Below are 26,576 nucleotides of genomic sequence, written 5' to 3'. Positions count from 1 at the left end.
CCGTATGCGTTTACCGATAAAGTTTTCATTGAAAAGTACCTTGTCTGCATTCCCCCAAAAAATCAAGGGCTGCCTTCAACAGGATTCTTTCGCCTTGTGGGGCCTGCTTGTTATCCTGTTGAATTTCGTAATGTTGCACGGAATCGGCTTCGCTTCTGACTTGACTTTTTGGAAGCATTGGATAAGCGACTTGCAGCATGGGGTCGGTAACTTTACCGGCAACTACCCGCCGCTTTATGTGTTATGGCTCCGCGTGGTCGGCTGGATTTACCAGGTTACCGGCCTCAACATGGATCTGGAATATGAACTCAAGCAGTTCTGCCTTTTCCCGGTGATTTTGGCCCACATTTCGCTTGCTCATTTTGTGTGGTTGCGCATTCATAAAAAGAGCTGGCTTCCCGAAGTAAAAACCGTCGTGATGCTCCTAGTGGTGGCAAACCCGGCGTTTTACCTGGATGGCCCGATTTGGGGACAGGTCGACGTATTGCCGGTGACATTCTGCGTGTGGGGACTTTGGTACGCCTCTAAGCCTAAAACCTACGCCATAGGCATGGCGCTGTTCATGCTTGGACTCTTGACCAAATTCCAAATGATCATGTTCTTGCCGGTATTCGGAGCGCTTTCGCTGCGTTACCGCAAAGTCATGTGGAAAGGCCTCTTGGCAATGGCCGCCATGTTCCTGCTGGTATTCCTGCCTTTTATTATTGCAGGAAACTTTAGCAAGGAATTTGCACAGGCCTACTTGAGCACCATTGACGAATACCCTTATGCATCGATGAATGCGGGTAACTTGTGGATGGTATTCTCGGGGAACATGACACCGCAATCCAGGCCGATTTTTGAATGGGCGCCCTCGTTCATGAATCCGGGCCTGCTAGGAAAGATTTTCTTTGTGGTTATTTCGGTCGCGGTAATGGCATTGACCTTCTTCAAGCGCTTGCCGGTATCGCGCGTGATGACCTTGGCGGCATTGAATGCGTTAGCCTTCTTTATGATTTTACCCTGCATGCACGAACGTTATGTGCTTGCCGCCGCTGTCGTTGCCATTGCAGGAGTCGCCTGCAAGAACCGCCCGGTCGTGATTTGGGCGGTACTCCTTTCGATGGTCGCCTTCTTGAACATTTCGATGATGACATCGATTCGCGGAAGCGCGCTTTGGTTCTGGATTGCCATGGCGGGCATCGTGGTGATGTTTGCGTATATGGCGCATACGTTTGCGCCAGCGGCACTTGACAAGGCTTTGCGAGTTTGCGGCAAGGTGAAGTTGCCCGCACTTGTGCCGTATGCATTGTTTGCCTTGATTTATTTGGTAGATGTGGGCGGGAGCTATTTGCAGCAGGCAAAAACCGCTTACCACCTCAAGAAGGGTGAAAGCTTTGTTTATGACTTGAAATTGCTACACCAGTCTCAAGGCTACGGCAACACGAATATCGGCAAAACGGTCGACAATAATCCATTGCATTTGAACGGCACACTTTACCTTAACGGAATCGGATCGCATGCTCCGTCGAAACATGTTTACGCGCTTCCGGAAAACGCTTCTCGATTTACCGTAACTTGCGGCGTTGACGATGAATCGGGCAACGGTGTGGTAGAATTTATCGTGCGTGTCGACGACAAGGAAATCTGGCGTAGCGGGCGTATGGAAGGCCGCCAGACGGCAACTGCCGACTTGGACATTCGCGGTGGTAAAAAAATTTCTCTTGAAACCGATGAACTGGGCTCCAAGAATTTTGACCACATTGACTGGGTGAATCCGGTTATTCACGTAGATTAATAAAGTCAAGCCATATCTTTACCTAATAGAGTGTCTGGCCGCGTGCCAGGCATTTTTGTATATTCTTAGTTGAAGGTTTTAGAATGCGTTTACTTGTTTTTTTGATGTGTTTACTTGCTGCCGGGCTGTGGGCGCGCCCCATTAATGACGGCAATAAATTGTTTAAGAACGGCGACTACGCCGGTGCGCTCGAAAAGTACATGAAGGCCCGTGAAGCGGAGCCTGCAAACCCGCTTTTGTTCTACAATATCGGAACTTGCCAGTACAAGCTCGGCAACTATGACGAAGCCAAGAAAGAGCTTGAGAGCGCCGTGCGCATGCCGGATAAAAAGATGGCGGCGAAGGCAGCCTACAATTTGGCGAATACGCATTTCCGCATGGGCGAAAAAGCGGCTGAAGGTAGCGAACGCATTGCTGCATGGCGCGAATCGGTCGCTTACTTGAAGAAGGCCATTGACCTTGACAACACTTTTGAAAATGCGAAAAAGAACGTGGAAATCGTTCAGCGCAAACTGAAAGAAGAACTCGACAAGCAAAAGCAGAATCAGGACCAGAACCAAGACCAGAATAACGACCAGAAGCAGCCGCCTTTGAGCGACAAGGCCAAGGAAGTTCTGGCGCGAGCCTTGCAGCTTTGCAAAGACGGCAAGTACGCCGAAGCAAAGGAAATGCTCGAGAACCTGATTGCCGAAGACGAGACCGCCGGCCAGCTCAGCGGACACGTACAGCGCATTGACGACGTCATCGAAATCAAGGCCGGCCGCAAGCCCAAGGCGAAGATTGACGCCAGTAACACCGACAACGACCTGGAGGTAATCTAATGGCTATGAGCTATGGGCACGCTCCCTTCGGTCGCTTCGAGGTGCGAGCTATTCAGATTTTTGCAGTTGTATTTTTCCTTGCAGTGGCAGCGTTTGCGGCACCGAAGTCGGCAAGCGCCTATTACAGCGATGCGGCGTTCCAGTATATCGAAAACCGCTTGCCCTCGGCAGAAATTACTTGTAACGAAGGCCTGCAATATTATCCGAACGATCAGAAACTGCAAATGCTCCTGGACCGTATTCACGAGGCCAAGGACGAGCAGAAAAACGAAAACAAGAAGAACGATAAGAACCAAGATCAGAATCAGGATAATAACCAAGACCAAAACAAGGACCAGAATCAGGATCAAAATAAGGATCAGCAAAACCAAGATCAGAACAAAGACCAGCAAGATCAAGATAAGGACCAACAGAATCAGGACCAGAATCAAGATCAAAATGGTGAAAACGGCCAGTCTAGCAATTCAAATGCCGAAAGCTCTGACAGCAACGAAGGCGGTGCAGGCCAACAGCCCGAACAGCAGCCTGAAGGCGAATCGAGCGACAGCAATGGTGGCGAAGAACCGCAGGAACAGCCGGTGCAGATGGGTGAAATGAGCCCTGAAGACGCGGCCCAGCTGTTGAAGGATTTCGACGAGCAGAACGGCGAACGCAAGCCCTGGAAACCTCTCCGCGGCCAAGCCAGACCGGCCAAAGACTGGTAAGGGTATCAAGCGAGAACCCACTTGTGGGTTCGCATTTGATACCCGCAAGGTCTTGCGCTCAACGAGCGCAACGACTGGTAAGGCGAATAGTCTTTTTCTCCATAAATAATATATATTCAAGGGTATGAGAAATCTTGCCCTTGTTTTTTGTTTTAGCGCCTTGGTAGGAGCAGGCATTGTCGCCTGCGGTGACGATTCGGCGGCGACGAACGCCACTGACACACCTTCAAGCGAAAGCTCGCTGACGTCTAGTTCTTCGGCGGATAATTCTGCCGGAGCAAAGTCTTCGAACTCGGAAAATACTTCTTCGGAATCAAAGCTTTCGTCTAATGCAGATCCGAGTTCCTCCGAAAATACCGCAACCTCTTCTGAATCAACTCAGGGCCCCTCTTCGTCCGTTGTGTCGGAGGCTTCTTCGTCAAGTATGGCGCCAGGATCTTCTGATTCTGCACCAGCGTCTTCTAATGACCCTGAAAGTTCAGGGCAGGCTGATGATGGCAAGTGCACGAATTGCGATAGCTTTACTGCGGCAGACCCCGAGCTCACCGAAAACGGCGGCAAGGGTTCTGTGACTACCTACGGAAGCATTACGGCGAAAGAAACGAGCTTGGGTGGCGCCTGCAATTACGGCCAGACCAATATTCAATACTATGCGGCAATCCATGTGAACGTTTCTCCGGGCGATGAAAAGGGCCCGTGGAATGGCGGCGCCGCTTGCGGTGGCTGCGTGCATGTGAAGGCGAGGACGCCGGACGGCTGGAAAGAAGTCACGGTGCGCATTACCGACCGTTGCCCCGATGCAAACTGCGGCGTAGACTTGGGCGGCGCTCCTGCTTCTGACATCATGGGAATTCAAGTGGGCCGCTATTCCGGCGAATGGGAATTCGTGAGCTGCGAAGGCGTCGAAGGCGTGTGGGGCGATTCCACCTCGATTTGGGTCAAGGAAGGCGCCAGCGAATTTTGGAGCATCATCCAAGTGCGTAACCCCAAGGACATGGTTAAATCCATTACGATTTTGGGTATTGACACTCGTGATGCCCATGAACTTGAAATGGTCGTGGGTACCGAAAACTTTTGGACAGTTCCGAAAGCAGTGCTGCAGACCGACAACCGCTATCGTGTCGTGGTCAAGTACCGCACCGGAACCGATGACGAATGGAAAATTAAGGGTTCCGAACTTGCCGTGCCCGAAGCGAATCTGTATCTCTACGAACACCGGGAATAATCAACGCAGCACTTGGCTCCTTTAAAATCTTTTTAAATTATTTATCAAGAAAACAGAGAGCCAAGGGAGGACCAACTCATATGGATTTTGATAAGATTCTATCGCATTACAGGGCGAAAGCCTGCGTGATGTCCGTGGAATTGTTTCCGGACGGGTCTTATGGGAATATCCGTGTTGTTGCAGGGAACAAGGCTCATTGTGATGATATGGAGGCCTTCAGGCACACTCCGTTTGTGCCGAATTCACCATACGAGATGTGTTTTCCGAAGAATCAGAATTTCGAAGACCACTGCTTCCGCTGTATCCAATCGGGCAAGCCGCTCCACGCCTACGTGGACCTCTACATGATGGGTCTCTGGCTGAACATGTTCCTGATGCCGCTGGATTCCGACTGCGAAAATATCGGCTACTGCGTCTACTGTTACGATGTAACCCCCAAAGCCGATTCTTCGGCCATGGCAGACCTCTCTGCAGAAACGGCCACGTACGCGCTCAACACCTGTATCAAGCTGCGCGGCACGGACAATGTCAAGCAGACATTCCAAGAGGTTGTCGAAGACATCCGTAAAACTTGCGGTTCTGACCATTGCTGCATTTTGCTCACCGACACCGAAAATCGCGAGTGCTCCATTTTTGCGGAATCCACTCGCGAAGATGTTAAAATAAAGCCGATGTCGCGATATGTCGAAGGTTTTTACGCCATTGCAGAAACATGGCCCGAAACACTTGCCGGCAGCACCTGCATTATCGTAAAAGACGAACGCGATATGGAAAAGCTCCGCTTGGCAAATCCGATTTGGGGATCGATGCTTGACCTTAGCGGCGTAAAGACGATTGTACTCTTCCCGCTGCGTCATGGCGGCGAATTGCTCGGCTACTTGTGGGCAGTCAATTTCAATGTTGACGATGTATTGAAGATCAAGGAAACCCTCGAAGTCACGACATTCCTTATAGCATCTGAAATTTCAAGCTACTTGCTTCTGAACAAGCTTCAGATTATGAGTACGATTGACTCGCTTACCGGCGTCAAAAACCGTAACGTGATGAACAACCGCATTGACCAAATTGTGGCAGGGCGCAAACCTTCACCTGACGCCGTTATTTTTGCCGACTTGAACGGACTCAAGCGCATGAACGACGATCAGGGACACATCTCCGGCGACAAGGTGTTACGTTCGGCAGCAGAAATTTTGCAATACGTTTTCCCGGATGAAGACGTGTACCGCGCCGGTGGCGACGAATTCATGGTGCTCGTTTCGAATATCACTGAAAACGAGTTGAACACCCGCGTTGCCAAAATACGCACGATGGCAAAACTATCTGAAAATGTTCGCTTCTCCATTGGTACGTGTTATGGTGAGCCCGATGTTCGTCGAGCAATGCATATTGCAGACGAACAGATGTATGCCGACAAGAATTCCTTCTACGCCGAACATCCTGAATTAAAATACAGGTAAAAATCGTGGGACGCACTTACGCGGCCATTGACCTAAAGTCGTTCTTTGCCTCGGTGGAATGTATTCTCCGGGGCCTTGACCCGCTTAAGGCGAAACTTGTGGTAGCCGACGAAAGCCGCACCGAAAAGACGATTTGCTTGGCGGTAACGCCGGCGCTCAAGGCTTACGGAATTCCAGGCCGCGCAAGACTTTTCGAAGTAAACCAAAAGGTACGCGAGGTACAGCGGCGTACGGGCGAAAAGATTGAATTCACCATCGCAAAGCCGCAAATGGCGAAGTACGTGGAATATTCCACCAAAGTCTACAATGTTTACCTGAAGTATGTAAGCGCCGAAGATATTCATGCGTATTCAATTGACGAATGTTTTTTGGATTTGACGCGGTACTTGAAGCTTTATAGAAAGACTGCCCGCGAACTGGTGAAGACGATTATCCAAGATGTATTCACATCTACGGGAATTACTGCCACGGGCGGCATCGGCACAAATCTGTACCTTTGCAAGATTGCGATGGATGTGATGGCGAAGCATGTGGAAGCAGATGCAGATGGCGTGCGCATCGCGGAACTCGACGAGATGAGTTACCGCAAACAGCTTTGGTCGCACCGGCCAATTACGAGTTTTTGGCAGGTGGGCCGCGGAATTGCGGAGCGCTTGGAAAATTGCAGGCTGAATGCCGGGCGCGGCATTTACACGATGGGCGACATTGCCCGCGTGAGCGTCAAGAATCCTGAAGCATTGTACAAGCTTTTCGGTGTGAACGCAGAAATTCTGATTGACCACGCCTGGGGTTACGAGCCTTGCACGATTGCAGACATCAAGAAAGCGAAACCGCGGAACAGAAGCACAGGCGAAGGCCAAGTGTTGCAAGACCCGTATCCGTTTGACAAGGCGCGGCTTGTGGTGCGCGAAATGGTCGATACAGTCTCAATGACTTTGATTGCCCACGACTTGGTGACAAACGCAATGGTGCTCACAGTGGGTTACGACCGTGAAAACGTGGACAAGGGAATTTACCGCGGCGTAACCGTAACGGATTTTTACGGGCGCACGATTCCGAAACCTGCTCACGGCACGGCAAACATCGGCTATTACACTAGTTCCCAATCGGTGATGGCAGATGCAGTCATGAAACTTTTTGACCGCATTGTGGACCCGAAGCTTACAGTGCGGCGATTGAACCTGGTTGCCGCCGACATTGTCGATGCTAGCCACGAACAGTACGACTTGTTTACCGACGTGAAAAAACAGGAACGCGAAAAGAAGCGCCTGAAAGCGGAACTTTTAATCAAGAAGCGTTTTGGCAAGAACGCCATTGTGAAGGGAATGGATTTGCAAGAAGGCGCCACCACTATTGAACGCAACGGACAAATCGGAGGACATCGGGCTTAGACGAAAGAACGCTCGCTGTGCTCGCTACAGACGAAAGACGAGAGATTATGATTGATAATTACAAAGACATCATCGATTTGCCGTATCCGCGGAACGATTGGAATTTCTTGATTAAGCATCCGCGTATGAGCATGGAAGACCGCGCGAAGATTTTCCACCCGTTTGCGGCACTCCGCGGGCATGCCGAGGCACTTGATGCGACCGCAGAACGCAAGCAAGAATCGGTGGCAAACGAACTCACGCTAGACGAGAATTTTTAAATTAGTAGTATCATGACACAGCCTGTTCGCAACATCGCCATCCTTGCCCATGTGGATGCCGGAAAGACGACTCTTTCCGAGCGAATCCTGTTTGCGGCAGGCGAAGTACGCAGGCCCGGCAAGGTGGAAGAAGGCCTTGCCACTATGGACTATATGCCCGAAGAAAAAGAACGCGGCATTACCATTGAAAGCGGCGTGGCCCATTTCGAATGGAAGAACACCTGGTTCAATTTTATCGATACGCCGGGCCATGTAGATTTTGGTGCCGAAGTGGACATGGCGCTTTCGGCCGTAGAAGGTGCCGTCCTTGTGGTAAGTGCCGCGAGCGGGGTTGAAACACAAACGGTTGCGGCCTACAAAAAACTCCGCGAAGCGGGCGTCCGCACGATTTTATTTGTCAATAAGCTAGACAATCCTGATTATTCTCTTGACGAGACCCTCATCAATATCGAAGAAGTGCTAGGGGTACGCCCCGTATTGATGGCATTCCCCGAATACAAAAACGGGCGAATCGAAAGCACGCTGGATGTCCTCAGCAAGAGCAGACTTATACATTCTCCCTCGGGCGAAGAAATTATCGACGATTCGTGGCCGCAGGCAGGCGAAGCCAGCGAGGCCACCGAAAAAATCAAGAAGCATTACGCCGAAGCCGTGGAATTCGCCAGCAACTTTGACGACGAAGTCTTGCAACTTGCGCTCGAAGGAAAGCCGGTTCCGCCCAAGATGCTTCTGCGAGGCCTTAAGGGACTTGCGCAGAGCAACGACTATGCTCTCTGCTACGCAGGGTCCGCCATGGAGGGTTTCGGCGTTCGGAGCCTGGTGACCGCCCTTTCCTTTTTCTTGCCCGATGTTCCCGAATTCGGGGCAGACGAGCTGGGACAAGTCATTCGACTGCGCCACTTCAAGGGTGTAGGCGAAATTTCGCTGTTCCGCAGCCATACGAATATGGAACGCAAGGCTTGGCCCGCGGGTTTTGAATTCTCGCGCCTCAAGGCAAACCTGTTGCAGCCTGTCGACGAAATCCGCTCCGGCGACATTTACGCCATGCGAAGCCCCTTCGAGACAGAACTCGGCGAAATTCTCAAAGTGACGCCCGAAGGGCGGAGCGACCCCATGCCTCAAGGCGACCAAGGGGAGCTTCCCCACTCCTCTATCCGCGACAAGTACCAGCCGCTTTTGCAGACCCGCGTGGAATGCCTCGGGGCCGAAGACTACAACCATGTAGAAAAGAGCCTGAACGTCCTCGCCCGTATGGACCCCAGCTTCCGCGTGCAAAAAGACGATGGCGGATTCTGGTACCTGCATACCGTAGGCGAAGTTCAGCTGGACGTGTTGCTCGCCCGCCTCAAGCGCGAATTCGGCTGCGAAGTGAAGGCCGGCTCCCCGGAAGTGCGCTGGCAAGAACGCCTCTGTCGCAACGTGGGCCCCGTCGAAAACACCTTCCAGCTCGGCCCCCATAAGATTTCGATTAAGCTTTCGGCTACCCCGCTGGAAGGGGACGCTCACGATATCCGTCTCTCCGCCGAATTCCTGGAAACCGCCCCCCGTGAAATTCTGGCCGGCGTCCGCTCGGCACTCCTGGAATCTACCGAAGTGGGCGTTTTGGGCAAGGGAGCCCTCGTAGGCGTCTGTTTTGAGGTTCATGAATTTACCTGGACCGAAAACGCCCTCCCGCCCATGATCAAGAAAGCCTGCGCCGATGCCGTCACCAAGCTCATCAAGCCTGCCGACGTGCAACTTTTTGAGCCGGTCATGGAACTTTCGCTGGAATGCCCCGTGAATTTTGCGGGGCTTGTCACCGGCGACATCCAGTCCCGCGAAGGCAAGGTGAAAGAAATCGGTGGCGACGGCAAGACGCATTTCTTGAAAGCCGACGTCCCGCTGCGGAAAATTTTCGGCTACGCCACAGGCGTGCGAAGCATTAGCAAGGGTACAGCATTATATAGTATGAAGCTGCTCGGGTACAAACCGGCGATCCTCTAAAATTTTTTTTGAAAACTGTTTGACAATTCGAAAACAAAAAGCGATAATGTGGTGTATGCGCTTTTTGGTACCTCTTCTCACTTCCCGATCAAATAAAAATTTTTCGGAAACACCTCTAGACAAAGAGAGTTGTTTTTACTATATTGCAAATTCTCTGCTTAAGAGAATTAGATGTTTGGAGGGATTTATGTCAATAAATGACATTCAATTTGTACTATATTTAAGGGAGAACTTCCCGACGTAATAGTAAACTTAAATCCGACTGTCTAGTTGGTTTTATGTTACACATTTGTCCTTTGAGCGGCCTCAAAGGGGTTTTCAACTGTCGCCTCGCGACAAAAGGAGCGTCCATGCGTAAAAATATCGTCCTCGCAATGATCAAAATTGCACAAACCACCCCCTCCGTCTGCGAACAGGTCGCAGATCGCCTCTGGAAAGTCCTTGGTGAAAAGTTGACGGACCGTGCCGTCGCACTCTTTTACCGCATCAAGCCGGACTTTTCCAAGATGAAAATGAAACCGGCCGCCCTCCGCCTGGAATTGGGTGGTGACATCTACCCGCTGTTCATCGATGCCATCATGCAGTATGACGAAAATCAGAAGGCGTCTTTCGAAACCTTCGTGACGACCAAGATCTACTGGAAGTTCGTGGACGACAAATGCGAAAACTCGGAACGCACCTCCCACGAAGTGCTGGCAAGCCAGCTTTCGCCTGAAGACCTGATGACTCAGGACGAAACCCTTTCGATGGCCGATTTCTATAGTGACGATTCCGATTTGACAAATGACGGTCCTTGTGACGATAATGAAGATGTAGACACAAGTTGGAAGGAATTGTTGGCCGTGGCCCTGAAAATGGTTGAAGAAAACCCGGTTCTGAAGGAATTCATGAAGACGCACCGCGAAACGCTGGAATATTGCGACCGCTACGAGGAAGTCGAAACCGCCGAACGCATGGGTTGCTCGCGCCCCACGGTGTACAACCGCTTCAATCAGATTCGAAAGATTCTGGTCGAAAACGGTCTCGACAAGGAATTCTACCGCCTTGCCGCCTAGTTGAACTTTAAGAGAGAGAATATGCAGTCTAACACCTACTTTAAAAAGGTATACAACGACCTCAAAAAGGCAGAATTGAAGAAATTCGCCAAAGCAGGCTCCCCGATGAGCTTCGCGGATCTCAAGATCCTGGAATATTGGGTCCGCATTATCGACGAAAACCCGGATGGCCTGAACAAGGCTAGCGCCTTCCAGCTGATGGGTCGCACTTGCCGTGAAAATGTCGTAAAGGGCTTTATCGACATTTTCAATCCGTTCATTACGCCGAAGAAAAAGCCGGCAAGACCCAAGTCGGAAACCGCCTCGGTTAATCGTGAATTTGGCGACGATGAAATCGATCTTCTTGACGATTTCTTGGAAGAAGAAGAAGTCGACGAGGATGAATGCGAACTGGATACGCAGTACTGCAACGGCAGACTGCTCCGCCAGATTTGCCGTTACCGCAAAGAAATGAAGCACGGCTGCGCCGACAGGGTGACTGACAACCTGATAAAGGCGATTGTCGATGTCGACACGGAATCGATGGCCCCCTTCCTTTACAAGGAAGTCCAGGATATCGTATGCGGAAACTTCAAGAAGTTTGCGCTTGAAAAAATCCAGAAAGGCGTGCGCAGCAACGACCCGATTTATGAACGCGCAATGAAGGTAAAAGATGTTTACCGCCTGAACGATGACGAGCTGGAAATCCTTCTCTATATGTGGCTGCGCACCCGCGACGTGATGCAGTGCGATCCGGACGGAGAATTTTTCGGTCGCCGTCGCCACCGCTTTGGACCTCCATCGGATTCCCCGAGGGTGTTTTCGGAAGTCGCCATGACGACTGGCTTGAGTGTTGACCGAGTCATGAAACTGATGGGCAAGGACAGTACGCTTCGCAAGCTGGGCTTGTGCAACGAAGATATGGACATTCCTATGGAAGTCGGATGCTTCTTGGACGGTTCCTGTGACAGCACGGGTCTCAAGGCCTTCCATTTGGCAGAACCGGGAACGGTGTCGTTCGCCCAGTTGCAGGGAAACAACCCCGACGCCATCTTGGCGCTTGACCTGATCAAGCACCACAATTGGAACCGCCCGCTGAACATCCTGCTTTACGGTGTAGAAGGCACAGGCAAGACGGAACTTGCGAAGGCTCTCGCCGCCGAAGCAGGGCTCCCCTTGCTTGAAGTAAGCATCGATGCCGACAACTCCATGGAAATGGGACGCCGTTTCGAAACGCGTTCGCAGAGCCTGATGCTTTACCGCATCCGCGCGGCGATGCTTGCCGATTGGCAGTGCGAAAAAGATCACGGCATCATCTTGATTGACGAAGCCGACCTGGTGCTGAACGGTTTTGAAAAGGGCAGCCTGAATCACTTCTTCGAATCGGTGCATACCCCCATTATCTGGATTACCAACTCCATCAGCTTTACCGAAAAGAGCTCTCGTCGCCGTTTCGACTTCTCGATGGCCTTCAAGGGCCTTGCCAAGGACGAACGCTTGAGTATGTTCGAATCGGTACTGAAGGCGCAGGGTGCAGAAGACATGCTGACTCCCGAAGAGAAAATGAAGCTGGTCGTGGAATACCCGGCAATGGCTGGCGGCTTCACGATTGCAACGCGTGCCACTCAGAATCTGCTTACAAGCGGAGCCAATGTCAAGGCCTACCCCACTATGGCCCGCCTGCTTAAGGCTCACACGAACTTGCTCGGAATCGATACAGGTTCCTTGCGCGACGTAGAAAGCCACGCCCCCACTTATACCTTGAGCGGTCTGAATATGGAAGGCTCCGTCGATGAAATCATGGAAGTCGTCCAGAGCTACGATTCGGTCTGGAAAACTTTCGAAGAAGATTCCGCACCGAATTCCCTGAACATTCTGCTCTATGGTCCTCCGGGAACCGGCAAGACGGAATTCGTGCGTCACATCGCACGCACCTTGGGCCGCAATCTCGTCATCCGCAGGGCAAGCGATCTCTTGGGAATGTATGTCGGCCAGACCGAAGCAAACATTGCCGCCGCCTTTGAAGAAGCGGAACGCACCAAGTCAATCCTGTTCTTCGACGAAGCGGACAGCTTCTTGCGCGACCGTACAGGTGCCATGCAGGGCCACGAAGTTTCGAAGGTGAACGAAATTCTGACCCGTATGGAAAACTTCAAGGGAATCTTCGTCGCCGCAACCAACTTCGATAGCACCTTGGATTCCGCAAGCCGTCGCCGCTTTGCCCTGAAGCTCGGCTTCGGTTACTTGAAACCCGAAGGCGTACGCCATATCTGGAACGTATTCTTCCCGAATGCGGAATGCCCGAAGGCGGTGACGGAACTGCCGCTCCTGACGCCGGGTGACTTCAACGCCGTGAACGGTCGTCTGCGTTTCTTGCCGGAAAGCGCACGAACCTCCGAGAGAATCGAGGCGGAACTCCGCAAGGAGCTGCAGGCGAAGGATTCGCATGCCGGTCGCTCCATGGGGTTCTAAAGCTTAGGGAGGGCATTGCCCTCCATAGTCTTTGTGTGTGTTGTGGTAAGGGGCCGTGCGGGCGAAAGCCTGCACGGTTTCTTTTTTCGACGATAAACAATAAGCCCTCAATAATAATTGAGGGCTTTTATAATTTCGTTGTTATGGCTCGTGATTACGAACGGTTCTTCTTGGCGCGGCGACGGAAGTGCTCGATAAGAGGGGCGACCGTTTCCTTGAAGTCGTCGTGAGTTTCAATGCGCACGAAGTCGATGGACATACGCTGGAACAGTTCCTTGGTCGCCTTGCCCTGGCGCTTTGCCTCGCGGGCGAACGCCTCGCGGAAGGCGGCGTCGCCAGTGTCGATCAGGAGCGTTTCGCCGGTTTCAGGATCCTCGAGTTCTACGAGGCCTGCGGGCGGGAGTTCCATTTCGCGCGGATCGACGACGGAGACTGCAAGCACGTCGTGGCGCTTACGGAGAATCTTGAAGGCGTTTTCGAAGCCTTCATCGAGGAAGTCGCTCATCACCACGACGACGGCACGACGATTCAGAATCTTGCCGGCGTATTCAAGGGCCACTTGAGTATTCGTGCCGTGGTGCTGCGGCTTAAAATAAAGGATTTCACGGATAAGACGCAGCACGTGCTTGCGCCCTTTCTCCGGCGGAATGAAGAGTTCCACCTGGTCGGTGTAGATCAGCAGGCCGACCTTGTCATTATTCTTGATAGCGGCGAACGCGAGGAGGGCCGTCAAAGTCGCCATGACCTCGCCCTTCATCTGCTTGCCGGAACCGAATTCCGAACTGCTCGATGCATCGACCATCAAAAGCATGGTCATTTCGCGTTCTTCAATATACTTCTTTACGTAAGGCGTGCCCGTTCGAGCGGTCACGTTCCAGTCAATCGTACGCACGTCATCGCCCGGCATATACTCGCGGACTTCGCTAAATTCCATACCGTTCCCCTTGAAGGAACTATGGTAAGCGCCGGTCATCACGGTATCGAGCGTGCCGCGAACGCTAAGTTCAATGCGGCTGACGGTCTTTAAAACTTCTTTATCTAGCATCTTAGAGTCTCTTTTTTACGCTAAGAATATACAAAAAATCCAAATAATAGGCTATAAGAGCGATTTAGGGGCAAATCACATATACAAAAAATGGAAAAATAAGCAACTTGGAGCGGTCACATTCAAAAAAAATGATTATTTTGTTAAGCGCAAGGCTGAATCACTCAACCCTATTTACAGGTAGCTATGTCGGCAAAAGTAACGAGCAGCGACAAGATTGAAGATTTGTTCCCGGAGACCTCTATCCGAAAGATCATCACGCCTATCGAGCGTTTGATGAAAGTGGAGACTACGGGCGGCATCGTTCTGATTATCATGACGCTGGCGGCCCTGCTATGGGCGAACCTGAGCCCTGAAACTTACCATCATGTTTGGCACATGCCTTTTGCGCTTACGATTGGCAGCTGGATCGGTGCGGCCGATTTGCACTGGTTCATCAACGATGCCATGATGACCATCTTCTTCTTTAACATCGGTCTTGAAGTCAAGGGCGAAATGACCTACGGCGAACTCAAGAACCCGAAGGCGGCGAGCCTCCCCATTATCGCGGCGGCAGGCGGTATGCTTTTCCCGGCACTCATTTACCTGTTGCTGTGCCCGGGTGGCGAACATAGCGCCGCACATGGTTGGGGCGTTCCGACTGCAACCGATATCGCCTTTGTGGTGGGCTGCATGGCCATTCTCGGCAAGAAGGTGCCGCATGCACTCCGCGTGATGATTTTGACTCTGGCTATCGCCGACGATATCGGCGCCATTCTCGTGATCGCCATTGGTTACCCCAGCGGCGACGGCGTGAACTTCTTGGCTCTTGGTGCAGGTTTCGCATTGCTGGTCTTGATTAACGTCCTGTTCCGTATTGGCGTTCGCAACCTGCTGTTGCACGGCGTCATCGGAATTGCCGTGTGGGCATTCTTCGTGAAGAGCGGCGTGCACCCGACCATTGCGGGCGTGCTGCTCGGTCTCTCGGTGCCGGCAAAGCCCGTACTTGCGAAGGGCAAGCTCGCCCACTTCGCCGGTAGCGTAGGCGGAGCCCTCTCGGGCGAAGCCAAGGACCGCAACGAACAGTACGAAGTCTTTACGCTTTTGAAGCGCGGCGCCCGCGAAAGCATCTCGATGCAGGAACGCCTGTTCAAGCCGCTCGTTCCCTGGGTGAACTTCTTTATCATGCCGCTGTTCGCCTTGAGCAATGCCGGTGTCGAAATCAAGCTGGGTGGCGTAGAAGTGCCGGTAATGGGCGCTGTAGCGCTGGCCTTGATTCTCGGCAAGCCGATTGGAATTTTCCTGTTCAGCCTGCTCGCCGTAACGGTGGGCGTATCCGTAAAGCCGAGCTACAGCTGGAAGGTGCTGTGGGGCGGCGGCATGCTCGCCGGCATCGGCTTTACCATGGCCCTGTTTGTGGCTAACCTCGCCTTCGAGGTGGGCGACCGTCAGGATTCCGCAAAGCTCGGTATTCTGCTGGGCAGCTTCTGTGCCGCAATCCTCGGCACGATTTACATGAGCCTAGTGTCGAAGGCTCACCACGAAGAATCGTAATGCCACATTTCGTCTACATGCTCCGTTGTGCGGGCAACCGCATCTACACGGGGTATGCCGTCGATGTAGAAGCTCGTTTCGAACAACATAAGTCCGGCAAGGGAGCGAAATTCACCAAGGCGTTCCCGCCGCAGTGTATTCTGCGCCAGTTTGAATTGAACAGCCACGAAGAGGCCCTGCGCCTGGAAGCGCGCATCAAGAAACTGTCCCGTCCACAAAAGGAACTGCTCGCCGCAGGTGACGAAACCCTGACCGCAGAACTGCTCGCAGGCCTCGGCGAAACCCTCGAAGAAAGCCGCGCACGCAAGCGCCGCGAAAAACGGAAAAACATTACTCCTCACGACAATTGATATTGTATATTTCTACAAGAATGAATCTGTCAAAATAGGGGATGATATGTTTTTTACTGACAGAACAAATACGCTTGAAGCCCTGTTTCGCGTCCGGGCGGCCATCTTTGGGAAAAAACTCCAAGTTTTTGAAGGCCGAGATGGCGTGATGAGCCTTTTGCAAGAATCGCTCGACGTGCAAACGAACGAAAGGGATTACCAAACCGCATTGGATATGATCAGGCCTTTGATGAAGGTGGCCGAAAATCATCCGTTTGTTCCTGACGATTCCGTTGAGTACATTTCGATTTCTAGCAGAATGGAACGCGCCCTTTACCGACATTATTTTGAACCCCTATCAAGTCGGTTAGTAAAGAACGTTCATTCCTGTTGTCCGATGGAATTTATTTGGCGACAGGCAGGCCTTTTGGAATTGAATTTGGAAAATTTCCCTGACGCAGAAAAAGCAATGTCCATTGCAGCAATGTGGAATCCGGCTTCAGCAAAATACAGGTTGATGCTTGCGCGAATCCACAGCGACCAGGGGCGTTGGGACAATGTGATGGAAGACGCGGTGGCGGCCATGAAAGTCGCTTACCGGGCAAGCGATTTGATTCTTTGTTTTAGATTCCTGCGCAATTACTTCCTTTACAAAAAGATGTATCTAGAGGCGGTCTACTGCAGTTTTGTTCGGTCGAATTATACGGATTCGGGAAACGCTCTAGACGAAATTGTCGATGATATTTTGGGGTACGCCAAGATGGTCAATGTCGAAAATGACCAATCGAATGACGAGAGCGTCACGGAGTCCTTAAAACGCTTTGGCATTACACTCGGATTTAATCCTGAAGTTGTGGCCGTAGCTAAACAGAATTGCGAAGAAGCGTTTCTTGCTGGCGATGCGGATTTGGCGAATTACTTTGCCGAGATTCTGTCTAGCTTAAAAACCGTACAGGAAAAAAAGAAAGCGTTCAACATAAAGCAACTCGTTGAACACTACAGAAACATCAAGAGCTGATTATTTGACGATAAGATCCACCACCAGCGCAATAGCCATGCCGATGCTGCAAATGCTGATAAAGCGCTGGATAAACTTGTTGCCTTTTTTACGCTGCAAAAAGCTGCCGAAATAGCCGCCGACCCAGGCACCACCTGCCATCATCACGGCGATGGGCCAGTTGATTTTGCCTGTCACGCCGAGCGCAATGGTACTGACGACTAAAAAAACATTGGTGAGTGAATTCTTGAGAGCGTTAATCTGGATGGGAGCAAGTCCCGTATAACGGGTGAGCCCGAAAATTTGTACGAAACCCACGCCGACTTGTACGATGCAACCGTAAACGGCAATGGCAAAAAATCCGAGAGCGCCCTTGAGTGTCAACTTTTCAGGCGGATTTGCAGGAGGCTTCCCCAGGACATTCTTGTTCAAGTTGCTCATGACAACCACAAGGCAGATAACGACTGCAAGAATTGCCTGGAAAAGCTTATCGCCGATATGCACTAGGAAGCACGCTCCCAGAAGGGCTCCGAGAATCGTAGGCGTGAGCAGCTGCAAGAAAATGCGCTTGTTCAAGTAGCCGTGACGTGCCAGGTTAAAGGCACTGCTGAAGTTTCCGATGATGAGCCCGATACGGTTCGTTCCGTTTGCAACGGTTGCGGGCATCCCGAGGAAAATCATAATTGGAAGGCTCAACGTAGAGCCGCCGCCCGCAATGCTGTTGATAAGGCTCACGACGGCGCCTAACACGAAGTAGGCGGCGTAGAGGGCAAGTGCTGTTGGCTCGAAATTCATCGCGCCCAAATATAGAATTATCCGAAAAAGGCGTCGGAAAGCGTCGCGCGGAAGGCATGGATGCGGTCAGCGTTCGCTTCGCGGTGCGGATAGGTAAAGTTGCTGAGCAGCACCACGGCTGCACCTTGGTCAGGGTCGGCAACGATGCTTGCGCCGGTGAATCCGGTTTTACCGAATGTGTGCGGCGAAATCTTGGTGCCCATGAACTTCGCACTATTCAGCTCCCAGCCGAGAGCGGTGCAGGCATCTTTTGCCGTAGAATACTTGCTAGCCGAATCGAGCGCAAAGGCGTTTTCACTAACCATCTTCAAAATGCCCGCAGGCATAATGCGCTTACCGTCTGCAGCGACACCGTCCTTCAAGATAGTTTGTACAAAATTCAACAAGTCGGGCACGCAGCTGAACATGCCGGCGCTGCCGACAGGGAACAGCTTTCGCAAAACCCAGGCGCTTTCATCGTGGATTTCTCCTTGGATTTCGCGACCTCTAAAGCTGCAGATTTCCGTCGGCGAGATTTCATCTTTAGGAATCGGATTCCAGTCGCGAGTCAACGGATCCCAGCCGGAACGAGTCATACCGAGTGGAATAAAGAATCGCTCGCGGCCTTGCTGCTGCAAGTCCTTGCCCATAAGGCGCTGCAAAATCATTCCCAGCAATACGCTGGCGGGGTTACCGTAATTGAAGTCAGCCCCAGGAGCCTTTTCGAACTGGTACGTATAAAGCGCTTCCAAGATTCCTTCGGCAGGCAGCGTGCGCAAAGTCTTCATAGGCACTCGGTAATCTAGGCTATGAGTCAGCAAGTGAAACACCCGAATGTCGTCGCGGTAATTTGTCTTAAGTTCAGGGATGTAGTCGATAACCTTGGTGTCAACCGAAAGTTTACCTTCGAGGATGTAACTCAAGGCGAGTGTGGAGGTAGGACACACCTTGGTAAGGCTCGCAATGTCAAAAACCGTGTTTTCGGGCGTGTTGAGAGTCAAAAATTCGCGACTTCCGTCGGGTAATATGAATCCCGCGACCGCCTTGTTGAAAACGCCTTCGGTTTCGGCCCTTTTCAGGAGCCCCATCAATACATCTTTTTCGAACTTCATGTCTTGAAATATAGCATAGTGTCTTTTCTAGAAATATCTTATATTTTGAATGTGTTCTTCAAGACTATAGAAAGTGAAAAACGCTTGAGGGCCTTTTACGGGGGCATCCTTGTTGCGGTAAGCATTGGCCTTGCCGCGGTAAGCTTTTATTTGCTCCAAGATTACACGGAGACCGTCAAGCACGAAACGTTACTTTCAGGCACATACTCCAACGAAAAAGACGCCGAAGCGATTAACGGATTCTTGGCGCGAGGCGCTTCGGTTCTACGAGTGACCTCTCACATTGCAGAAAAAAGTTTGGAACATGGAGCCACGCAGGCGCAAATCGAATCGTTGTTGGTTTCCGAAGCGGAATATTACAAGCATTCAAACGATATTGTCTTGTGCAGCATGTTCGGCATTCTCCGCGAAGAGTTCTTTAGCGGCGAACGTTGGACTCCTGCCTTAGGTTACGTTCCCTCGAATCGTCCGTGGTACCAGAACGCCCCTATGGAAAAAGACAAGGTCGCCCTGATTCCGACCCACATGAACCCGTATAGCGGCGAGCAGGTGGTGACCATTAGCTTGCGACTTTCGGACAAGAAAAGTGTTCTCGCCATTGATGTATACTTGAAGGACCTGCTTGCAAATGTCAAGAAGAGCGACTTGTCAAATATGCTCGTCATTATTGACAAGAAAGGCTCGGTGATTTCCCATACCGACATTACCCAGAACGGTCGCAACTACCTGTCGGCGGAATTCTGGGGATCCGATGAAGAAAATCTCGCCAAAGGCGCCTCTTATGCCAAGGGAGACCCCTTCGTCTTAAATTTGAGGGGCAAGGACTACCGCGTATTTTCGACCCTTATACAGGATGAATGGTATGTCATCCGCCTAGTCGAAGAAGAACAACTCTGGAAGCCCCTGAACATCGCCATTCTGCGAACATCCGTTATCATTTTCCTGAGTTACGTATTGTTCGTCGTCTTGATTGTCGCCGCATTCATAAAGCATATACAGCTTATCCGCGTCAACCATTCCAAGATTGCATTCCTCACCAGCATGAGCAGCGAAATCCGTTCGTCCATCAACGGCATTCTCGGCATGAATTCCATCATCCAGAAAGACCTGCACGACGAAAGCATGAAGGAATATTCCAACAATATCCAAAGTGCAGGCCAGGGAGTCCTTTCGCTAGTAAACGATGTCCTGGATGTCACCAAGATCGAATCGGGACGTCTAAGCATCGAATCTATGGAATACGAAGTATTCACGATTTTGCAGGAATGCTACAACGAAAACGAACCGAAGATCAAAGCCAAGGGTTTGACCTTCCATATCGATTGCGACCCCGACATTCCGTCTTGCCTGTGGGGTGACGAGAACCGCATCATCCAGATTATCAACAACCTGCTTTCGAACGCCACCAAGTTTACTGAAGTGGGCGGCGTTTCATTGTCGGTGGGCTTCGACAGTCTCCCCCCCATTGGAGCCCTGCGCTCTGACGACTACATCATGTTAAAAATAGCCGTCAAGGATACAGGTATCGGAATCCGCGCCGAAGAGAAGAAATCCATTTTCAAGAAATACATTCTTCCCAGTTCTGCCGAAAAGAACGAAATCGAAGGTGTTGGACTGGGATTAAGCCTTACTCAGGAACTCCTTGCCAAGTGCGGAGGTCATATGACCATCAATAGCCGCTACGGCGAAGGCTCGTCGTTCCTGGTCGAGATTCCGCAGCTCGTGCTGAACACGGAACCCATGGGCGACTTTACCATGCGTTACAGGAACGCCGCCCACAAGAACAAGGACCTTTCCGATGTGTTCCTGGCTCCCGAAGCACGAATCCTGATTGTCGATGACGTTGAATTGAACCTCAAGATGTTCCGCGGATTCCTGAAGAATTCCCAGGTGAAAATCGACGAGGCCCTGAGCGGCCATCAGTGCTTGCAACTCGTGGAATCGAGACACTACGACTTGATTTTCTTGGACCATATGATGCCTGTCATGGACGGCATAGACGTCTTCAGAAAAATGAAGATGATGGACAAGTTCCCGAACAAGGACACCCCCGTTATCGCTCTCGCTTCCGAAGGAGAATCCCTTACCAAGGACTCCTTCTTGGCAGAAGGTTTCGCAGACTACTTGATCAAGCCTCTCAAGGAAAGAGACCTGCGCCGCGCCCTGAAGTGGTACCTGTCCAAGCAACTGGTACTCACGCCCGAAGACTTGAACGAACCGGTTATCCCCTCCGCCAGCGCAGCTAATGCCGCCGGCAACGTACCGAACAACAAGATTGATTCCGTCTTCGACGACGACGAAATCGAGTTGCGCTCGATTACCGCGACAACGCCGCTAGACCGCTTCAAGTCCCTGGGAGAATTCCTGGACATCAAGGCAGGCCTGAACTACTGCGCCGACGACGAAGAAATCTATGTCGAAATGTTGCAGGAATACGTAGCATCTCCCCTCTGCAGAAACGTGGACGCCTGCTACCGAAATTCCGACTGGGACAACTACCGTTTCTATATGCACGTTCTTTACGATTCGTCGATTGCTATCGGTGCCGTTTCCATGGCCGAAAAATTCCGCAATCTCGAAAACGCAAGCCGAGAATCCCGACTGAAAGTCATTCACGAAAATCACGACCTAGCCATGGCCTTACATGCCGAGCTGATCGAAAACATCCAGAGGGGGCTTGAAGAACGATGAAATGGACAGTCCTAGCATCTACGATTGCGCTCGCCATGATCATTGGCGTTCTGATCATGTTCGGCCCCGATACCGAAGTGCAGAACACCCAGCAGAAGTTCCGCGTCGCCATGATTTTAACGGGACTTCGCAATGACCATAGTTGGAACGAAACCCATTACGAGGCGATTCAGAAAGCCGAAAAGCTTTTGAACCTGGAAGTCGCCTACTACGAAAACGTGCCCACCGATTCAACGGCCCAATTCATCATGGAACAGGCCATTCAGAACGGAGCCAAAATCATTATCGCCAATTCTATCGGCTTTGGCGAACACGAACTGGCCGTAGCAAGAAACCATCCCGAAACGAAATTCCTGCATGCCACGGGACTTCACACGTCTACCAACCTGTCCACCTTTTTTGGCCGCATGTACCAGCTGCGTTACCTGACGGGTATTGTCGCCGGCATGAAGACAAAGACCAACGAAATCGGATACGTGGCAGCATACAACATTTCAGAAGTAAATCGCGGCATCAACGCATTCACTCTCGGCGTACAGAAAGTCAACCCGGACGCCAAAGTATACGTCAGCTGGTCCGGTTCCTGGACCGATGAATCCATGGCCGCCGACGCCACCCGCAACCTGCTCAGCAAACACAACGTCGACGTTCTGGCCACCCACGTAGATGCTCTGTCTCCCTACGAGATTGCCGACGACAGAGGCGTATGGATTATCGGCTACAACAGGGACAACTCCAGAAGGTTCCCGGATCATTTCTTGACCGCCCCGGTTTGGCGCTGGGAAAATTTCTACATCCCGAAGATTCGCGAAATCATCCAGGACAAGTTTGAAGGGCGTGCCTACTGGCTTGGCCTCGAAAGTGGCATCATGGAACTGGCCGACCTGACAAGGAACGTGGACGACACCACTCGTCAAGTCGTAGAAGATGAAAAGCTCAGGCTGACCCAGGGAAAGTTTGATGTGTTCTACGGGCCCATTGTCGATAACCAAGGCAATGTTCGCGTAGGCGAAGGCGAAAGCATGACCGACGACGTCATGTTGAATCGATTTGACTGGTTCGTCAAGGGGGTAGTCGATGGAATTGACCCCTAGAAGCGCAAAGATCAACATCAAGATGGTGGTGTGGCTCGCCGCCGTCATATTCGTGTTGTGCCTTGTCTGCGTGCTACTCCGCGTAAAGCTTGATACCCTTTTGAACGTTTACGTGTCCAAGCAGGTATCCCAACAGGCAGTATTGATTGCAGATCTCGCCAACGAAAAAATGCACATGCGCCTGAACACCCTATCCGTGATTTCTCGTAAAATCGAAGCGGACGGGTCTCACATCGAAGACTTTTTGAGCCTCGCAGAATTGAAGGACGAAAGCACCATATACGGGCTTATCTCCTTGGATGGAACGGCACATACGGCGGACTCGGTCTTCACTCTGCCTGACGAAAATTACCGCTGCATCATGGAATCCTTCCGTGGCAAGCAAACCATTTGCTATAGCGAAAAAATGGGAATCATGCTAGGCGTTCCCGTTTACAACCGTCTCAATGTCCGTTTCGTACTGTACCTGCAATTCAAGCAAATTCCGATCACAGACTTCTTCGACGTAGATTGCTTTGACAAGAAATGCTTCGTCCAAATCATCGATAACGACGGCAAGGTCCTGATTCAGAACAACACCGGAAAATGGTTCAAAGATTCCATTTGGAAAAATACTGATATCGACAAAATCTACGGAAAGCTCCGCCAGGATATGGACCGCGGCCTTTCGGCCTCCAGGAATTTTGTCATCGGTGATGCGACCTATTACTTCTACATGGCAAAGCTCCACCAAGATGATTTCGTGCTCGCCGGAATGGTTGCCGCCGAAGACGTATCCGATGGTTTGGACCGCCTGTCCTTCCTGGTATTCTGGGTGGTAGGCCTCTTGATGCTATTGTTCCTGACGGGGCTTGGCATCCGATTCTTCTTAGTCCGCAGGCACCGCGAATACAATTTAAGGAACCACTTGGCTAGCGACGAACTGGATCGCCTACGCATGATGGAATCCGTCGGCCAGGATATCCGCGAACCCGCCATGAACATTTTGAACATAGGCGCCATCGTGCTGAGAGAATCACAGGATTCCTCGCTGAAGGAATATATCGCCGACATGCGCGCCTCGGGGCAGCAGCTGCTTTTGTTGTCCAACGACATCTTGGACATGAACAAGATCCGCACCAGCAGTCTCGAAATCTCTGTCAAGGAATACGACTTGTTCGCGGTCCTTTGCGACAGCCTTAGCGCCGCTCGCAACCGAAAGAAATCGGCAGAGTTTGAATTGCTGGTAGATTCCTCGGTTCCGACTCACCTCGAAGGCGATGAATCCCGCTTGCAACAAATCATAAGCAACATCCTGTTTAACGCCGACCATCTAGTGGTAAACGGGGCGAACATCATCCAGATCGGTTACCATTGGATTGAAGACGAAGACAACGCTGTCAAGGTTCAGAAAATCAACTTGATCATCGACATTCCTGATGCCGGTGTCAGCTGGACGGGAGCCTCCCTTTCCCTGGTGAAGATGCTCGTGGTAGCACTGGGAGGCGAAATCAAGAACAGCCTCATTGCCGACGGTTTGCCGGTGATTGAAATCATCATCCCTCAAAAGGTGGTGAAGAACGAATTGATGGGAGACTTCAAGACTCGTTACAACGAATTCGTGCAGGCCTCCGAAAATACGTCCATTCACTTCTACGCTCCCAACGCTTCAATTCTTGCCATTGACGACGTCCCCATGAACTTGCGCGTGATGGGCGGTCTCATGAAAGAGACCTTCGCCCGTTTCGATTCCGTATCCAACGGCATGGAGGCTATCGAAAACTTCAGGCGCAATCACTACGATATCATCTTCCTCGATCACACGATGCCTATCATCGATGGTTTGAACATTCTCACCATCATGAAGACTCTTGACGATCACCCCAATAAGCATACGCCGATTATCATGCTTACGGCCGATGACAACACTTCGGCAAAGACCATTTGCGAAACCATGGGCTTTGCGGATTTCTTGACGAAGCCGGTTCACGAAGATGCATTGTTCACCATATTGCTGAAGTACTTGCCCAAAGAACTGGTAAACCGCTTTGACGAACTGCCTCAAAAAGAAGAAGCTGTCGCTCTCATGGCCGAAGAAAAGCCAGAAAAGAAGGTGGTGCAGGAACCGAAGAAGACTACCGAAAACTTGCCCAACGATCTCCTAAACGTGTCCGTGGGACTTTATTGCTGCGAAAGGAACGAAGCCCTGTATCGCAAAAAAATCATGCTCTATGTGGAAAAGCAATTCGACGAAATTTTGAACAAGTTGTTCAAGGAAGAAGATTTCGAAAGCTATCGTCTCATGGTGCAAACCTTAAAGAGTTCATCGCTATTCATTGGCGCAGTCAACATCGCAAGTATTGCCAAGCTGATGGAATTCGCCTGCAGCGAAGGCGACTACGACTTTGTCCGCGTTAGACACGAAGACTTGATGAGCGAGTACAAAAAACTCGTCAGGGAACTTAAAGAACGGATGTCCCATGGAAGAGCAAATTGATATCTTGAATCCAGACGGAACGCCGGCGGGTTATGCTCGCGGACGCACCGAAGTTCACGCCAAGGGGCTGTGGCACCGCACGGTACATATTTGGGCGTTCGACAGCAAAGGTCGCATTCTGTTCCAGCTGCGAAGCCGCGTCAAAGAAAACAATCCGGGGCTTTTCGACACAAGTTGCGCAGGCCACATTTCGGCTGGCGATTCCAGCGTGAATGCCGCCGTGCGCGAACTGCGCGAGGAACTGGGCGTGCACAAGAGTTCGCGCGACCTCGAATACCTATTCGAGGCTAAGCACGAAAGCGTGCTTAACGGCGGCTCTTACCTCGACAACGAATACTACGACGTTTATAAGATTACGCTCAGCGACAAGGAAGCGGATTTACTTGTGCCGCAGCCGGGCGAAGTCGATAGCTTTACCTGGATGACCCGCGAAGAATTTTTCGCAAAGCACAAGTTGCACCCCGAAAAATTCGTGGAACATCCGAAAGATTTTCTGTGGCTTATGGAGAATGCCTAATGGCAATGTACAAGGATATTGCGCTTGCTGTCGAAGGCGGCGGCATGCGCGGAGCGTATTCGGCCGGCGTACTGGATGTATTTTTAGATAACGGAATCAAGTTTGGCGCTTGCGCCGGAACATCTGCAGGCGCAACCCACCTTTGCAGCTATTTGTCTGAACAGCGCGAGCGCAACAAGCGTCTCGACACCATTCATTCGGCAAGCAAACGCTACATGAGCTGGGGCAACCTGATTCGCACCGGTGATTTTTTTGAACTGGATTATTGCTACAACCAAATCCCGCGCGTGGTCGATCCGTTTGACTTTGAAAAGTTCCGCGAGAACACGGCCGAAACAAAGTTCTACGCAGTCGCCACGAACTTGGAAACCGGCGGCCCCGAATACTTGCTCACACGCGATTTGGACAAGCCCGAAGACATGGACAAGATTCGCGCTTCGGCATCGCTTCCGCTCATGAGCCATATCGTCGAAGTCGATGGCATGAAACTTCTGGACGGCGGTGTCGGCGACAGCATTCCGTTCGAAGTATTCACGGGCATGGGTTATCAAAAGCAGGTTGTGATCGTCACGCAACCCGAAGGCTTTGTCAAGAAACCGAACTCCATGATTCCCCTGTTCAAGATTTTCTACCGCAAGTACCCGAAGTTTATCGAGGCGGCAAGGAACCGCCACATTCGCTATAATCAGTGCCTGCGTACGCTAGAAGAGCTAGTCGCTCAAGGTTCTGCGTTCATGATTCGTCCGAGCGCTGAATTCAAAATTTCGCGCCTCGAAAAAGACAAGTCGAAACTGGTGGAACTTTACGACATGGGCGTGAAAGACGCAACCGCACTCATGCCCAAGCTGCTAGAGTTCCTAACCACTAATCACTAACCACTGTCT

The 26,576-nt window shown here is 51.4% G+C and carries 21 protein-coding genes; 18 read left to right on the top strand and 3 right to left on the bottom strand.

The genetic code is table 11. The features are described from left to right. Window positions 1–4: 4 nt before the first annotated feature. The 10 genes from BUA40_RS07440 (at window position 5) to BUA40_RS07395 (ending at window position 13,124) form a co-directional block, all read left to right on the top strand. Window positions 5–1,777, top strand: a complete 1,773-nt coding sequence (locus BUA40_RS07440) for an NPCBM/NEW2 domain-containing protein (RefSeq protein WP_083585331.1) — start codon at window positions 5–7, stop codon at window positions 1,775–1,777. Between the two features lie 83 nt (window positions 1,778–1,860). Continuing rightward, the gene (locus tag BUA40_RS07435; protein WP_072800007.1) at window positions 1,861–2,598 is read left to right on the top strand and encodes a tetratricopeptide repeat protein; all 738 of its coding nucleotides are present in this window, start codon (window positions 1,861–1,863) and stop codon (window positions 2,596–2,598) included. Beyond that, on the top strand, window positions 2,598–3,302 hold the full coding sequence (locus BUA40_RS14375) for a hypothetical protein (RefSeq protein WP_072800006.1): 705 nt from the start codon (window positions 2,598–2,600) through the stop codon (window positions 3,300–3,302). Before BUA40_RS07435 ends, BUA40_RS14375 begins: the two co-directional genes overlap by 1 nt. A 124-nt stretch (window positions 3,303–3,426) precedes the next feature. Further along, the gene (locus tag BUA40_RS07425; RefSeq protein ID WP_072800005.1) at window positions 3,427–4,527 is read left to right on the top strand and encodes an expansin family protein; all 1,101 of its coding nucleotides are present in this window, start codon (window positions 3,427–3,429) and stop codon (window positions 4,525–4,527) included. 80 nt (window positions 4,528–4,607) lie between these two features. Next, window positions 4,608–5,984, top strand: coding sequence for a diguanylate cyclase domain-containing protein (locus BUA40_RS07420; protein ID WP_072800004.1), 1,377 nt, complete (start codon window positions 4,608–4,610; stop codon window positions 5,982–5,984). A gap of 2 nt (window positions 5,985–5,986) precedes the next feature. Continuing rightward, entirely contained in the window at window positions 5,987–7,375 is a 1,389-nt protein-coding gene (locus BUA40_RS07415) for a Y-family DNA polymerase (RefSeq protein ID WP_143149725.1), read from the top strand. Between the two features lie 47 nt (window positions 7,376–7,422). Next, entirely contained in the window at window positions 7,423–7,635 is a 213-nt protein-coding gene (locus tag BUA40_RS07410) for a hypothetical protein (RefSeq protein WP_072800002.1), read from the top strand. 12 nt (window positions 7,636–7,647) lie between these two features. Beyond that, window positions 7,648–9,618, top strand: a complete 1,971-nt coding sequence (locus BUA40_RS07405; protein ID WP_072800001.1) for a GTP-binding protein — start codon at window positions 7,648–7,650, stop codon at window positions 9,616–9,618. 350 nt (window positions 9,619–9,968) lie between these two features. Beyond that, window positions 9,969–10,673, top strand: coding sequence for a hypothetical protein (locus BUA40_RS07400; protein ID WP_072800000.1), 705 nt, complete (start codon window positions 9,969–9,971; stop codon window positions 10,671–10,673). A gap of 21 nt (window positions 10,674–10,694) precedes the next feature. Continuing rightward, on the top strand, window positions 10,695–13,124 hold the full coding sequence (locus BUA40_RS07395) for an AAA family ATPase (protein WP_072799999.1): 2,430 nt from the start codon (window positions 10,695–10,697) through the stop codon (window positions 13,122–13,124). Window positions 13,125–13,278: 154 nt separating this feature from the next. Here BUA40_RS07395 and BUA40_RS07390 read toward each other — a convergent pair whose 3' ends face one another. Next, a complete protein-coding gene (locus tag BUA40_RS07390) occupies window positions 13,279–14,169 on the bottom strand; it encodes a DUF58 domain-containing protein (protein ID WP_072799998.1) in 891 nt (296 codons plus the stop codon). A 186-nt stretch (window positions 14,170–14,355) separates the two neighbouring features. On the opposite strand from BUA40_RS07390, the gene nhaA reads away from it, so the two are divergent. Genes nhaA through BUA40_RS07375 form a run of 3 tightly spaced genes read left to right on the top strand, consistent with a single transcriptional unit; the run spans window position 14,356 to window position 17,049 of the window. Further along, window positions 14,356–15,702 (top strand): Na+/H+ antiporter NhaA, encoded by a 1,347-nt coding sequence (gene nhaA, locus BUA40_RS07385; protein ID WP_072799997.1) that lies wholly within the window; start codon window positions 14,356–14,358, stop codon window positions 15,700–15,702. Next, window positions 15,702–16,052 carry a GIY-YIG nuclease family protein gene (locus tag BUA40_RS07380; RefSeq protein WP_072799996.1) on the top strand — a complete coding sequence of 117 codons (351 nt, stop codon included), beginning with the start codon at window positions 15,702–15,704 and terminating at the stop codon, window positions 16,050–16,052. Before nhaA ends, BUA40_RS07380 begins: the two co-directional genes overlap by 1 nt. Before the next feature lie 46 nt (window positions 16,053–16,098). Then, entirely contained in the window at window positions 16,099–17,049 is a 951-nt protein-coding gene (locus BUA40_RS07375; RefSeq protein ID WP_072799995.1) for a tetratricopeptide repeat protein, read from the top strand. Here BUA40_RS07375 and BUA40_RS07370 read toward each other — a convergent pair whose 3' ends face one another. Together BUA40_RS07370 and BUA40_RS07365 are read right to left on the bottom strand one after the other, a co-directional pair. Beyond that, the gene (locus tag BUA40_RS07370; RefSeq protein ID WP_072799994.1) at window positions 17,050–17,823 is read right to left on the bottom strand and encodes a sulfite exporter TauE/SafE family protein; all 774 of its coding nucleotides are present in this window, start codon (window positions 17,821–17,823) and stop codon (window positions 17,050–17,052) included. A 17-nt stretch (window positions 17,824–17,840) separates the two neighbouring features. Then, on the bottom strand, window positions 17,841–18,914 hold the full coding sequence (locus BUA40_RS07365) for a serine hydrolase domain-containing protein (protein WP_072799993.1): 1,074 nt from the start codon (window positions 18,912–18,914) through the stop codon (window positions 17,841–17,843). Between the two features lie 51 nt (window positions 18,915–18,965). Between BUA40_RS07365 and BUA40_RS07360 the strand changes: the two genes are divergently transcribed. Genes BUA40_RS07360 through BUA40_RS07340 form a run of 5 tightly spaced genes read left to right on the top strand, consistent with a single transcriptional unit; the run spans window position 18,966 to window position 26,567 of the window. Then, the gene (locus tag BUA40_RS07360) at window positions 18,966–21,605 is read left to right on the top strand and encodes a hybrid sensor histidine kinase/response regulator (protein ID WP_143149724.1); all 2,640 of its coding nucleotides are present in this window, start codon (window positions 18,966–18,968) and stop codon (window positions 21,603–21,605) included. Continuing rightward, the gene (locus tag BUA40_RS07355; RefSeq protein WP_072799991.1) at window positions 21,602–22,699 is read left to right on the top strand and encodes a BMP family ABC transporter substrate-binding protein; all 1,098 of its coding nucleotides are present in this window, start codon (window positions 21,602–21,604) and stop codon (window positions 22,697–22,699) included. Before BUA40_RS07360 ends, BUA40_RS07355 begins: the two co-directional genes overlap by 4 nt. Continuing rightward, window positions 22,683–25,175, top strand: coding sequence for a response regulator (locus tag BUA40_RS07350; RefSeq protein WP_072799990.1), 2,493 nt, complete (start codon window positions 22,683–22,685; stop codon window positions 25,173–25,175). The genes BUA40_RS07355 and BUA40_RS07350 overlap by 17 nt, the downstream gene beginning before the upstream one ends. Then, window positions 25,159–25,692 (top strand): NUDIX hydrolase, encoded by a 534-nt coding sequence (locus BUA40_RS07345; protein ID WP_072799989.1) that lies wholly within the window; start codon window positions 25,159–25,161, stop codon window positions 25,690–25,692. The genes BUA40_RS07350 and BUA40_RS07345 overlap by 17 nt, the downstream gene beginning before the upstream one ends. Further along, the gene (locus BUA40_RS07340) at window positions 25,692–26,567 is read left to right on the top strand and encodes a patatin-like phospholipase family protein (protein ID WP_255369241.1); all 876 of its coding nucleotides are present in this window, start codon (window positions 25,692–25,694) and stop codon (window positions 26,565–26,567) included. Before BUA40_RS07345 ends, BUA40_RS07340 begins: the two co-directional genes overlap by 1 nt. The last annotated feature ends 9 nt before the right edge of the window (window positions 26,568–26,576 follow it).

It is taken from the genome of Fibrobacter sp. UWT2, assembly GCF_900142545.1.
Classification (GTDB): domain Bacteria; phylum Fibrobacterota; class Fibrobacteria; order Fibrobacterales; family Fibrobacteraceae; genus Fibrobacter.
The sequence above is the reverse complement of the archived record's forward strand: the minus strand, read 5'-3'. Positions and strand labels throughout refer to the sequence as shown.